The following is a 12,916-nucleotide window of genomic DNA, read 5'->3' as shown; positions in this document are numbered from 1 at the left end:
TCAGCTATATATGACCCATAAACTTGCCAATGAAATAAGTAGTGACTTGAACGCCCTGGGCATGGAGTCAAGTTCTGAATTGAGAGCGGCTGCGCTTGCCGCATTGCTTGAACCGCATCCCATGCGTAAATGTGACGCCATTCATGCCATACCGGACGAACCCGTGATTGCCTTTGATGCCGTGCTGGCAGAATCAATGGGTATACCTGGCCGCATGGACAGGCCGGAACTGGTGCCGCCCGGTAAAGTGGGGCGCAGGGCAATGACTACGGTAGAGGGGCGGGCGGTTCTGATTCATGCTTTGGCGCATATAGAATTGAATGCGGTCAATCTGGCGGCCGATATTATCTGGCGTTTTCCATCCATGCCAAGGCAGTTCTATCTCGACTGGCTGAAAGTCGCCAAAGAAGAGGCTTATCATTTCCAGTTGCTGGAAGCGCATTTGCGCGTACAGGGTTTTTGCTATGGTGATTTTCCTGCACATAACAGCATGTGGGAAATGGCGAACAAGACCAGCGCTGATTTACTGGCGCGTCTGGCGCTGGTGCCACGTACGCTGGAAGCGCGTGGCCTGGATGCGACCCCCGCCGTTATGGCCAAGCTGGCTCAGGCGGGTGATCAGGCAGCGGCAGATATTCTGGCCATTATCCTGCATGATGAAATCGGCCATGTCGCCATAGGCAATTACTGGTACAAGACGCTGTGCAGACAGCAGGGGCTGGATATCATCAGCACCTATGCCGAAATGGCACTGCGTTACAAGGCACCAACCCTGCGCGGACCATTCAACCTGGAAGCCAGAAAAGCGGCTGGCTTTGATGACGATGAATTGCAGGCCTTGCAGGATATGGCGTCACGATAATTGTGGCTTCAGTCTCCAGCGCGCACGCTGCCTATGCCTTCGACCGATTTGCTGACATTGCGCGGACGTCCATAATAAGTCAGCGTGCCTATGCCCTGTACCGATGCGTTCAGGTTGTCGCGTGCGTTGACGGATACGGCGCCCACACCTTCCACGCTGGCATCAACCTGCTCGGCAATCAGGTCTTTGGCTTCTACCAGACCCACACCCTGGGCTTTCAGGGTAAACGATTTTACTTTACCGCTGGCGGTCAGCATGCCGGCACCTTCATACAGCAGAGTGAAGTGGGAGCCGGAAATATTGTTCAGTGTAGTTTTACCCGCACCTTCCATTTTGAAGCGGACCAGTTCAGGTACGGTAATGATGACCTGGGCATTGTCTGACACCTTGACGGAATTTTTTTCCTTATAAGAAATCACCAGCTCATCGCCGTAGACTTCGGTGACCACGCTGGCAAGAAATTTTTCATTGCCTCTGATCTGTATGGATTGTGTCTTGCCGACTTCTACCTGCAGGTTGAAGGCACTGCGGCTCTTGATGGATTTAAAGGCGGGAAGCGTACGGTTTTGTTCATCCGCAAAAGCGGATACACTGAATAAGAAGACGGGCAGTAACAGTGATTGCAGGAAAATGCGGCGCATGGTTGCTCTCCAGAACAGGGATAATCGGGTAAGTGGCTGTTGTCAACATGACGTTGCAGCAACTGATGACGAAGTATTACCCGATTCATTCTGGCTGGCAGCTGTTTTGCGATGAATTGCAAAAACAGGGTCCTGAGCCGTAAAAATAGCGCTTATGCAGGATTCAGGCATTCATAGTGCAGCATATCCATCCATACGCCATTGCGGAACACCGATGAATGTGAATGACCATATTCCCGAAAGCCGGATTTGCGCATGATGGCCTGTGACGGCAGATTGTCTTCTATTACGACCGCTTCGATACGCTTGAGCTTTAAATCATTGAAGGCAGTGTCGACGACTGCCTGCACGGCTTCGGTGGCGAAACCTTTGCCGCCATGGCGCTGGCTGAAGCGATAGCCCAGTATGGCTTTGTGGTAGTGCTCGGTTTCTATGCCGCGCAAGGTGATGCGGCCCACGACTTCATTATCCAGCCAGGCCAGGAAATGAAACTCCCGTTTGATACTGGCTGCGTACAGAGCCTGTTGCAGGCTGGAGCGTACTTCATCCAGATGATAGAAGGCATCGCCACGGCTGGCTATCCATTGTTCAAAATGCGCGCGATTTTCCTGTTCAAATGCCAATACCGCTTCAGCATCACCGGATTTGACCAGACTGATTCTCAAGGCTGAACTCATAGACGTCATTTGTCATTCGTGGTTGATAAATGTTGATTGTAATGGATGCTTAAAGTTGTTGCTGATCCTGTCGTAATAAATAGAAATACTTCAGACCGGGAACAAAATGGCACTCTCAATGGCAAACCGTATCGTGCTTGCTTTAAGCGGCGTATTCTTTACTGCGCACTCCCATGCACAAATGGCCGGTCCCGGTTTGCCACCCTCTACCGCTGTGGTGCTGACAGGTTTTGCTGTCAACAAACCGATACAGTTGCAGGACGTGGATGATATTGCGCAGGGCTTCCCCAGAGAGGTGGCGCGTCGGCTGGCGCAGAGTACATCATGGCAAATACGTACAGCGCCACATCTGTTATCTTTTGACTGGCAACAGGATGTACCGGCTAACAAGCTGCTGAATCAAATGGGCGCTACCTATGCCAGCCGGTACGTGGTGGCGGGTGAAATCCGCAATGCGGGTACAAAGATCGATACCAATCTGTTTGGATTAACACAAAAAAAGACGCGGGCGATTGAAATTGAACTCCGTATTTATGATGCCCAGTCAGGCAATTTGCTGGCCCGGCAGGATTTCTCCAAAACTGTAGCCGGTGATGTGGCGATAGGTCGCGAGCATGTGTTTGGCGGAGCTGCGTTCAATTCAACACAATATGGCAAACTGATAGGCGAAGTGGCAGATCAGGTCGCCAGTCTGGTCAGTACTACGATTGCAGCGCAGCACTGACCCGTTGCGATTTGGCGCTTAATTTGGCGCTTAATTTGGCGTTTAATTTATTTGCCTGGCTCGTTCTTCTTCACGCAAGCGCAGTATGCGGCGCTGGATTTTACCTGTAGTGGTCATGGGCAGGGCATCAATGAATTCGATTTCTTTCGGATATTCATACGGTGCCAGTTTGCCACGCACATGGTTTTGCAATTCTGAAATCAATGCGTCGCTACTGTCGTAGCCCTTACTTAAGACGACGTATGCCTTGACGATATTGCCTCTTTCCTTGTCCGGTTTGGGGACGACTGCAACATTGGCAACGGCAGCATGTTTGACCAGGCAGTTTTCTATTTCAGATGGGCCTATACGGTAACCGGCAGCCTTGAACATGTCATCGGCTCGCCCCTGATACCACAGGTAACCATCGGCATCACGCAGGGCAAGATCTCCGGTGCGACACCAGTCGCCTGTAAATTTATTCCGCGTGGCCTCATCATTTTTCCAGTAGCCCAGAAAGAATACCGGATCAGGATGGCCGTACAAGTCGTAGCGATGTATGGCCACTTCACCTACTACGCCGGTAGCGGTTTCCCTGCCTTCATCGTCAATCACCGCGACCCGGTGGCCGGGGTAGGGGCGGCCCATGCTGCCAGGGCGTGCGGGCCACAATTGATGGCTATTGCCGACGATGTAATTCATCTCGGTCTGGCCAAACATTTCGTTAGGCGTTACTTCCAGCGCCTGTTCACACCAGTTGAATACGGCGTCGCCGACGGCTTCACCGGCGCTCATGATGGCGCGCAGTGCCAGTTTGTATTTTTTTCTGGGGGCCGGATCTGCCTTCATCATCATTTTCAGGGCAGTGGGAAACAGGAAGGTATTCGTGACCTGGTATTTTTCCAACAAGTAGTAGGCGGTGTCAGCAGAAAAACGCCCCTGATAACCAACGATGGGTTTGCCAAAGTACAGGGTAGGCAGCAGGGCATCCATCAGCCCGCCTGTCCATGCCCAGTCAGCTGGCGACCAGAACACATCATTTTCTTGCGGGAACCAGTTTTGCGAAGCGACAAAGCCAGTCAGGTTGCCGATGATGGCGGAATGGGGAATCAGTGCACCTTTGGGCGCACCAGTCGTGCCACTGGTGTAGATCAGAATGGCGGGATCACTGGCGCGGGTGCGCACGATGTCGCATCGTTTAGGCATGGCTGGCAAGTGAGTGTGCCAGTCTATATTGGGAGGTAAATCCTGGTTGCCGGGGCAGTCGATGCTGATAACCGTTTTCAGGTCTGGGCACTGCATGCGGATTTCTTCAAAAGCCTTGATGCCGGTGCTATCCAGGACTATGCCTACGGCCTGACTGTGCTTGAGGCGAAATTCCAGCGCTTCAGGGCCAAACAGGAAGGACAGCGGCATGACGATGGCCCCAATCTGTAGGCAGGCCATGATGGTGATCGCGGTTTCTGGTCGTTGCGGCAAGATGCAGGCGACGACATCGCCACGCTGTATACCTTCCTGACGTAGCAGATTGGAAAGCTGGCTAGCCTGTTGATGCAGCTCTGTATAGCTGAGGCTGCGCTGATTTCCTTCGCTGTCTTCTGACAGAATGGCGATCAGCCCTTGCTGTCCGGCCCAGCGATGGCAGCAGGCTTCGGCGATATTGAAATGGTCTGGAACTTGCCACCTGAAATCATGGTACAGCTTTGTATAGTGATCAATTTCATTGCTATTTTTACGTTTGTCCAACTGCTTCATCCTGTCTCCGTTATAATAATCGAACGGTCGTTCTATTGTTGCTGTATTCGTAGTGCATGCATGACATGCTACTTGATATTGCGTCGGCCCGGCGGTCCTTTGTCTGTCTTTCTTGATGAAAAAATTTAAATTGCCATGAAGCCTTCCCCTTCCATTCCCCCATCACGCTCTTCCTATCTCGATATCCGTGGTTTGCAATACCATGTGCGCCATTGGGGGCCGGAAGCCGCACCCAAAATCGTGATGCTGCATGGCTGGATGGATGTATCGGCCTCCTTCCAGTTTGTGGTCGAGTGTCTGAAGCAGGAATGGCATGTGATTGCCCCTGACTGGCGCGGCTTTGGTCTGACCGAATCGCCGAAGGCTGATACTTACTGGTTTCCTGACTACATGGGTGATCTGGATGCCTTGTTGCGGCATTTTTCACAGGACGAACCTGTCAATTTGCTGGGGCATAGCATGGGGGGCAATGTAGCGGGCCTGTACGCAGGCGTCAGACCGGAAAGAGTCAGCAAGCTGATTAACCTGGAAGGCTTTGGCATGCCGGTCACGCATCCCAAACAGGCGCCTGGCCGTTACAGGAAATGGCTGGATGAGTTGCAGGATCAACCACAATTACGCACTTATGCATCCCAGGCGGAAGTAGCGGCCCGTTTGCAGAAAACCAACCCCCGGCTGTCGGATGAGCGGGCGGCCTTCCTGTCCGGTCACTGGGCACAGGAAACCAGTGCCGGTTGCTGGGAAATACTGGGTGACCCGGCGCATAAACAAACCAGCCCGCTGTTGTATCGGGTAGAGGAGGTGATGGCATGCTGGCAAAAGATAACTGCGCCGGTATTATGGATGGAGGCGGATGACACCAATGTCTGGCACTGGATGGGCCCGAAAGAAGAGGCGCGCATAGAAATCGACCGCCGCCTTGCACACATTCCGCATTTACAAAAAGAAATGATCTTCGATGCTGGGCATATGTTGCATCACGATCAGCCGGAGAAACTGGCTGAACTGATAGAGGCATTTTTAGCCGGATAGCCACCATTTTTTTGCAGATTGCAGGGCTGGAGAGTGAAAAGCGGGCTTATGGGTTACACTCTGGGAACCCGATTTACTTTCCTACTTTCAGTCCAGCATCATGAGCGAATTAGCGACCTACGGCTTTACCACCACCATCCTGCACAGTGATCGTCAAAAAGAAATAGAGCATGGCTCTGTCCATAAGCCCATCCATAGTTCCGTCATGTACGGTTACAAGGATGCGCGTGATCTTGCAGCCGTATTCCAGAACAAGCAATCCGGCTATCGTTATGGCCGCCAGGGCAACCCTACGGTGTCTGCACTGGAAGAAAAAATCACCGGTATGGAAGGTGGTTACGCCAGTATCGCATTTGCCACCGGCATGGCGGCTATAGGCGCGGTGTTTCAGGCTTTATTGCGTCAGGGCGATCACCTGGTTTCTTCATCTTTTTTATTTGGCAATACCAATAGCCTGTGGCAAACCATTGATGCCCAAGGCGTTGACGTCGCCATGGTGGATGCTACCAGTGTAGAACATATCGCAGTCGCACTGACGCCGACAACCCGCATGGTGTTTGTTGAAACCATCGCCAATCCGCGTACCCAGATTGCCGATCTGAAGCGTATCGGTGATCTGTGTCGTGAAAAGGGTATTTTGTTTGTGGTCGATAACACCATGACATCACCTTACCTGTTCCAGCCTAAAGCTGTCGGTGCCGGCCTGGTCATCAATTCCCTGACAAAATCCATTGCTGGTCATGGCAATGTACTGGGGGGGGCGCTGACGGACACAGGCCTGTTTGATTGGGCTGCTTATCCGAATATTGCGGTTAATTTCCGCAAGCAGGCAGCAAAGATGCAGGGCATGTCACAGGTCAGGGCCAAGGCTTTGCGTGATTTTGGCGCTTCACTGTCACCCGATGCGGCACATCAGATTGCCGTGGGCGCAGAAACGATTGCCTTGCGCATGGATAGAGAATGCGCGAATGCCATGGCGCTGGCCAGCATGCTGGAAGCGGATCCCCGGGTGGCTGCGGTACATTACCCTGGTTTGCCTTCTCATCCCCAGCATCAATTGGCGACGGATTTGTTTCGTGCCTATGGTGCCTTGTTCAGTTTTGAACTGAAGCCCGAGATTGACTGTTTCGATTACCTGAATCGCCTGAAGCTGGCCATCAATGCCACGCACCTGGGTGATACACGTACTTTGGTGATTCCGGTTGCGCATACCATTTTCTTTGAAATGGGTGCGGAACGTCGTGCCGGCATGGGTATCGCTGATTCGCTGATCCGGGTTTCTGTTGGTATCGAAGATACCCAGGACTTGCTGACTGATTTTGCACAGGCGCTGATAGCCTGATCGACCATATTCGTTCATATCATGGACAAGTCGCTGGCAGCACCTTGTGTTTGGGCACCCGCATCACCACTTTTGAACTTAAATGCTTACCCGTGGCCTGATGGTCAGGTTATCTGGAAATTAAATCAGTCTGTCGGTTTTTAAAAAACTGTGGTTTTGTGCGTGATACAGGGTAAGACTACAGGATAAGACTACAAGGTAAATATGTTCCGACTTTCTTTCAGTATGACGATGCGCGACTGGCGTGCCGGTGAATTGCGCTTTTTGCTGATAGCGCTGATGGTTGCCGTTGGTTCTCTGGCTTCGGTCGGGTTTTTTACTGATCGCATGCGCAGCGGACTGAACCGTGATGCGCATCAGTTGCTGGGGGCGGATTTGCTGGTGGGGGCAGATCAGCCTATCAATCCCGAATGGCGCGTCGAGGCAGAAAAGCGCGGTTTCAAGATTGCTGAAACCCTGGTTTTCCCCAGCATGGCGCTGGCAGGCAAAGGCGACGATGCCATATCCAAGCTGGTGTCCCTGAAAGCGGTCAGCAACGATTACCCCTTGCGCGGCAATTTGAAACTGAATAAGGGTGAGGCAGAAGTTGCCACCAGCGAGGTGCCGCAATCCGGCACGGCATGGGTGGATCCCGCCTTGATGTCGGCATTGAATCTCAAGCTGGGTGACAAAATCAAACTGGGTGAGTTGCAATTGACGGTTACCCAGACGATAGCGTCGGAACCCGATCGCGGTGCCGGCTTTATGAATTTTGCGCCACGTGCCATGATATCGCTGAAAGATATTCCGGCCAGCAACCTGATACAGAATGGCTCGCGCGTTACTTACCGCTTGTTGATCGCGGGTGAATCCAAAGCCATCGCCAGCTACCAGAAAGAATTGCAAGGCCGTATAGAAACCGAAAAACTGAAAGGCGTGCGTCTGGAGTCGCTGGAATCAGGGCGGCCGGAAATGCGTGCCACCCTGGACAGGGCAGATCAGTTTTTGTCGCTGGTGAGCCTGTTGTCAGCCATGCTGGCGGCGGTTGCCATTGCCATGGCGGCACGGCGTTTCATGCTGCGGCACCTGGATGCCTGTGCCATGTTGCGTTGCCTGGGGCTGACGCAAAACCAGGTTACCAGCATGTATCTGATAGAGTTTTTCATGCTGGGTCTGCTGGGTAGCGCCGCCGGTGTCGCGCTGGGCTTTGCCGGACACTATGTATTGCTTGAATGGCTGGGTAAACTGGTGGCCAAGGATTTGCCACCGGCTAACTTTTTGCCAGCTTTCCAGGGCATTGCCACCGGCTTGCTGCTATTGGTAGGTTTTGCCTTGCCCCCCATACTGCAACTGCGCAATGTGCCGCATAACCGCGTCATACGGCGCGAGCAGGATGCGCCCAAGGCCATGACCTTGGTCAGCTATGTACTGGGTTTAAGCATGTTCATCGGTTTGCTGCTGTGGCAGACAGCAGATGTCAAACTGGGCTTGATGACAGCCGCCGGGTTCTTGACAGGCCTGCTGGTTTTTGCCCTGGTTGCCTGGCTGGGCATGTCGTCGCTGAAGCGCCTGCGTCCCGTGTTCAACCATTCTGCCTGGCGTTTTGCCATTACGGCCCTGCAAAGACGGCCAGGCACCAGTATCATACAGGTAGTGTCACTGGCACTGGGCCTGATGGCCCTGCTATTACTCACCGTAGTGCGGGCTGATTTGATCACTGCATGGAAAAAAGCGACACCGGCGGATGCTCCCAACCAGTTCGTCATCAATATCCAGCCTGATCAGAAAAACGAGATCAATGCCAGACTGCAAAACTTTGGCAAGCCACTCATGTACCCCATGATACGTGGTCGCCTGATACAGGTGAACGACCGCGCCATCGGTGGCAACAGCTACGCCGAAGATCAGGCCAAACGCATGGTGGAACGTGAATTCAATCTGTCTACCATGAATGAATTGCCGGCCCTGAACAAGATCACGGCGGGTGCCTGGTTTGATGAGAACAAGAATGATGGCAAGGGCGATGCAAATGCCGTTCAGGCAGAAGCCTCGGTTGAGGAGGGCATAGCCAAAACCCTGAAGTTGAAATTGGGTGACAAGCTTGTATTTGACGTCGCCGGACAAAAAGTAAGCGCCGCCGTTACCAGTTTGCGCAAGCTGGACTGGGGTTCCATGCGGGTGAATTTCTTCGTCATCATCAACCCCAGGGCGATGGCGGATACGCCGCAGACCTGGATCACGGCTTTCCGCCTGCCGGAATCCGACAAGACTTTTGTCAATCGCCTCATGCTGGATTTTCCCAATCTTACGGTGGTGGATGTCGGGAGCATGATCAAGCAATTGCAGGATGTACTGGATCAGGTAATTACAGCGGTTGAATTTTTGTTCCTGTTCACGCTGGCATCGGGTGTGCTGGTCTTGTACGCAGCCCTGGCCGGCTCGCAGGATGTACGCATGCGTGAGGCAGCTTTGCTGCGTGCACTGGGGGCCACGCGCAAGCAATTGTCGCAGGCGCAGTGGATAGAATTCTTGCTGATAGGGGGCTTGTCCGGTGCGCTGGCGGCTTCTGGCGCTTCTGCCATCGGGTGGGCGCTGGCACGTTTCAGCTTCAATTTTGAATGGACTTTCTCGCCCGTCGTCTGGCTGGCCGGTTTGTTGATAGGTGCAGCCTGTGCCGCGATAGGTGGCTGGCTGGGCTTGCGCAATGTACTGAATCAACCACCATTGCTTAGCTTGCGTGAGAGCTGATTGATGTTGGAGGGTGTTGGAGGATGCTGGATGGTACTGAATGGCGCAATTAAAATAAAATTTTAGGATTTGCAATGGAAAAACAAGCTTTGCAGCTATACGTGGATGCACAATTTACCAGCCCTTATGCCATGTCGGTTTTTGTGACTCTGCATGAAAAAGGACTGGAATTTGATGTGCACACCGTAGACTTGGATGCCAACGCACAGCATGCCGGTGAGTATGCTGCGAAATCCCTGACGCAGCGTGTACCCACCCTGGTGCACAATGGCTTTGCCTTGTCCGAGTCATCCGCCATTACCGAATATCTGGATGATGTTTTTCCCGGTATTTCGGTGTACCCCAAGGACGTCAGGGACAGGGCAAGAGCGAGGCAAATACAGGCCTGGTTACGCAGCGCACTGATGCCAATACGGGTTGAACGCAATACCCAGGTCATTTTTTATGGCAGTCGTCTGGCACCCTTGTCAGATGCTGCTAAAGAGGCAGCTCAGCAATTATTCCTGGTTGGTGAATCGCTGTTGCAAGACGGCGCAGAAAATCTGTTTGGCACATGGTGTATTGCCGATCTTGACCTGGCATTGATGATCAACAGGCTGGCCATGCATGGCGACGATGTACCAGAAAAGCTGGGCAATTTTGCGCATAAGCAATGGCAAAGGCCAGCCGTGCAATTGTGGATGCAGCAGCAAAGACCCGCCTTGCAGGCATGATTGGCATGATTGGCAGGAATAGCAGGAATAGCAGGAAGTGTTAATGAGTACTGATACTGAAAATAATGAAGAAGCACAGGTCAATTTATATAAATTGATTGGCGGGGCCGATAAGCTGCGGGCACTGGTTGACCGTTTTTATGACTTGATGGAACTGGAGCCAGAATTTGCTGGCATACGGGCTCTGCATCCGTCACCGATGGATGGTTCACGCGATAAGCTGTATTGGTTTTTGTCGGGATGGATGGGGGGCCCCAATCTGTATATTGAACAGTTCGGTCATCCGCGTTTGCGCGCCCGTCATTTGCCGTATGCGATTGCCAGCAGTGAGCGCGATCAATGGTTGCGTTGCATGGCCTGGGCCATGGAAGATCAGGGCGTGGACGAAGACTTGAAACTGCATTTGATGCAGTCGTTTTACCAGACCGCAGACTGGATGCGAAATCATCCAGGCTAGCCATTTCATCTTTACTATCTTTTTCCCGGCACGAAAATTTTTATGAGCATGTTTGAAACAATTATTCTCCTTGCACTGTTAGTGTTGATGGTGCTGGTCATCCTGTTGTTGACGCGCAGCAAAGCTGGTAATGATGCCGCTGGGCTGAAAACCATTTTCGACCAGTTGCAGCAAACGCAGCAGCAGGCACAGTTGACGCAAGAACGGAGCGAACGTTCCTTGCGGGAGCAGATGCAACTGACTGCACAGACCAGCCGTCAGGAACTGGGCAGTAACTTCACCCAGTTACAGCAGGGTTTGGCTGCACAGCTGACCAGTGTTGCTACCTTGCAGAACAATCAGATCGATGCTTTTTCTCAGCAATTGGTAAAGCTTAACGAAACCAATGCATTGCAGCTGGAACAGATACGACATGCCTTTACCTTGCAGGGGCAGGCTGGACGGGAAGAGCAGGCGCAAAGCCTGAAACGCTTTGGTGACAGCCTGAACCAGGCTTTGCTGAACCTGACGGAATCCAATGCGCAACGCCTGAATGAAATCCGTACCACGCTGGAACAAAAAATACAGCAACTACAGGCAGACAATGCAGGCAAGCTCGAAGAGATGCGCAAGACCGTGGATGAAAAACTGCATGCCACACTGGAGCAACGTCTGGGCGAATCATTCAAGCTGGTATCTGATCGCCTGGACAAGGTACATCAGGGCCTGGGTGAGATGCAGCAACTGGCTATTGGTGTCGGTGACCTCAAGCGGGTGCTGACGAATGTCAAAACCCGTGGTACCTGGGGTGAAGTGCAACTGGAAATGGTGCTGGAACAGATGCTGACGCCAGACCAGTATGCAAAAAATGTGGAAACCGTGCCAGGCACAGGGGAGAGAGTGGAGTTCGCCATCAAGCTGCCCGGCAAGGAAGATAACAAGGCACCGGTATGGCTGCCGATTGATGCCAAGTTCCCCAAAGAACAGTATGAGCGTCTGCTGGATGCTGCTGAACGGGCAGATGCAGAAGGGGTAGCTCAGTTTGGCAAGGAACTGGAACGTGCCATACGCAGCGAAGCCAAAACGATTGCTGAAAAATATCTGTCACCACCATTGACGACAGATTTTGCCATCCTGTTCCTACCCACCGAAGGCCTGTATGCCGAAGTCATGCGTCGGCCTGGGCTGGCAGATGATCTGCAGCGTACCTGTCGCGTATCGATTTCCGGGCCGTCGACCTTGTCGGCCTTGCTGAACAGCCTGCAAATGGGCTTCCGCAGCCTGGTGCTGGAACAGCGCTCATCCGAAGTCTGGCAAGTGCTGGGGGCAGTCAAAACAGAATTCGGCAAATTTGCAGATGTATTGACCGCGACCAAGATGGCATTGGAAAAAGCTGCCAGGAATATCGACCAGGCAGAAGTCAGAACCCGCCAGATGACACGTAAATTGAAAAGTGTGGAAGCCTTGCCGTCCGATACTGCGCAAAGCCTGCTGGGTACCAGTACGGATATGGCGGACACTGATACGGAGTAAAAGCCGGAATTTATTTCGGATTTTTCTGCTTGCCCGGTTTGTCACCCAGCAGATAACGGGCGCCATTACCTCTGGTTTTGGCGATGTCTTCAGGGTTGTACAGCGCGCAGGACTTCAGTGACAGACAACCGCAGCCTATGCAGGATGTCAACTGATCGCGCAAGGCGGTCAGATCATCTATGCGCTTCTGTATCAAATCCTGCCATGAACGTGAGAGCTTTTCCCAATCCTGTTTGGTCGGTGTTCTTTGATCCGGCAGGCTGGCGAGGGTGTTCTCTATTTCTTCCAGTGTCAGCCCGGCTGTTTGTGCTGCCTTGATGAAGGCGACGCGGCGCAGTACTTCCCGGGCGAAATGACGGCGCTGACTGCCGTTGCGTACACTGCTGATCAGGCCACGCGATTCGTAAAAGCGCAAGGCGCTGGCAGCCATGCCGGAGCGTATCGCCAACTCACCTATGCTGATCAGATTGTTATTTTCCTTGATAGTCATTTTTT

General features: G+C 52.7%; 12 protein-coding genes. 8 read left to right on the top strand and 4 right to left on the bottom strand.

Annotation, left to right across the window (positions count from 1 at the left end; all coding sequences use genetic code 11):
• The first annotated feature begins 10 nt into the window (after positions 1 to 10).
• Positions 11 to 862, top strand: coding sequence for a ferritin-like domain-containing protein (locus ACO0LK_RS13465; RefSeq protein WP_422975839.1), 852 nt, complete (start codon positions 11 to 13; stop codon positions 860 to 862).
• A gap of 8 nt (positions 863 to 870) precedes the next feature.
• On the opposite strand, the gene ACO0LK_RS13460 is transcribed toward ACO0LK_RS13465, so the two are convergent.
• Positions 871 to 1,503: a GIN domain-containing protein gene (locus ACO0LK_RS13460; RefSeq protein ID WP_422975837.1), complete on the bottom strand. Its 633-nt coding sequence runs from the start codon at positions 1,501 to 1,503 to the stop codon at positions 871 to 873.
• Between the two features lie 152 nt (positions 1,504 to 1,655).
• Positions 1,656 to 2,180 carry a GNAT family N-acetyltransferase gene (locus tag ACO0LK_RS13455; RefSeq protein WP_422975835.1) on the bottom strand — a complete coding sequence of 175 codons (525 nt, stop codon included), beginning with the start codon at positions 2,178 to 2,180 and terminating at the stop codon, positions 1,656 to 1,658.
• A 106-nt stretch (positions 2,181 to 2,286) separates the two neighbouring features.
• Between ACO0LK_RS13455 and ACO0LK_RS13450 the strand changes: the two genes are divergently transcribed.
• On the top strand, positions 2,287 to 2,904 hold the full coding sequence (locus tag ACO0LK_RS13450) for a flagella assembly protein FlgT middle domain-containing protein (RefSeq protein WP_422975833.1): 618 nt from the start codon (positions 2,287 to 2,289) through the stop codon (positions 2,902 to 2,904).
• Positions 2,905 to 2,946: 42 nt separating this feature from the next.
• On the opposite strand, the gene ACO0LK_RS13445 is transcribed toward ACO0LK_RS13450, so the two are convergent.
• Positions 2,947 to 4,638, bottom strand: a complete 1,692-nt coding sequence (locus ACO0LK_RS13445) for an acyl-CoA synthetase (RefSeq protein ID WP_422975831.1) — start codon at positions 4,636 to 4,638, stop codon at positions 2,947 to 2,949.
• A 135-nt stretch (positions 4,639 to 4,773) separates the two neighbouring features.
• On the opposite strand from ACO0LK_RS13445, the gene ACO0LK_RS13440 reads away from it, so the two are divergent.
• The 6 genes from ACO0LK_RS13440 to rmuC all read left to right on the top strand — a co-directional run bounded on the left by ACO0LK_RS13440 (position 4,774) and on the right by rmuC (position 12,421).
• Positions 4,774 to 5,670, top strand: a complete 897-nt coding sequence (locus tag ACO0LK_RS13440; RefSeq protein ID WP_422975829.1) for an alpha/beta fold hydrolase — start codon at positions 4,774 to 4,776, stop codon at positions 5,668 to 5,670.
• A 100-nt stretch (positions 5,671 to 5,770) separates the two neighbouring features.
• Positions 5,771 to 7,012, top strand: coding sequence for a cystathionine gamma-synthase family protein (locus tag ACO0LK_RS13435; protein WP_422975827.1), 1,242 nt, complete (start codon positions 5,771 to 5,773; stop codon positions 7,010 to 7,012).
• A gap of 204 nt (positions 7,013 to 7,216) precedes the next feature.
• Positions 7,217 to 9,739, top strand: coding sequence for an ABC transporter permease (locus ACO0LK_RS13430; protein WP_422975825.1), 2,523 nt, complete (start codon positions 7,217 to 7,219; stop codon positions 9,737 to 9,739).
• A gap of 74 nt (positions 9,740 to 9,813) precedes the next feature.
• A complete protein-coding gene (yfcF, locus tag ACO0LK_RS13425; RefSeq protein ID WP_422975823.1) occupies positions 9,814 to 10,452 on the top strand; it encodes a glutathione transferase in 639 nt (212 codons plus the stop codon).
• 43 nt (positions 10,453 to 10,495) lie between these two features.
• The gene (locus ACO0LK_RS13420) at positions 10,496 to 10,909 is read left to right on the top strand and encodes a group II truncated hemoglobin (protein WP_422975821.1); all 414 of its coding nucleotides are present in this window, start codon (positions 10,496 to 10,498) and stop codon (positions 10,907 to 10,909) included.
• Between the two features lie 42 nt (positions 10,910 to 10,951).
• Positions 10,952 to 12,421, top strand: coding sequence for a DNA recombination protein RmuC (rmuC, locus tag ACO0LK_RS13415; RefSeq protein ID WP_422975819.1), 1,470 nt, complete (start codon positions 10,952 to 10,954; stop codon positions 12,419 to 12,421).
• A 10-nt stretch (positions 12,422 to 12,431) separates the two neighbouring features.
• Here the strand turns inward: rmuC and soxR are convergent, their stop codons facing one another.
• Complete coding sequence (gene soxR / locus ACO0LK_RS13410) at positions 12,432 to 12,911, bottom strand: redox-sensitive transcriptional activator SoxR (protein WP_422975817.1); 480 nt, start codon at positions 12,909 to 12,911, stop codon at positions 12,432 to 12,434.
• Positions 12,912 to 12,916 lie beyond the last annotated feature (5 nt).

The organism is Undibacterium sp. Ji49W (assembly GCF_049340205.1).
Lineage (GTDB): Bacteria > Pseudomonadota > Gammaproteobacteria > Burkholderiales > Burkholderiaceae_D > Undibacterium.
Note: the sequence above shows the minus strand (reverse complement) of the source record. Positions and strands in the feature narration are given on the sequence as shown.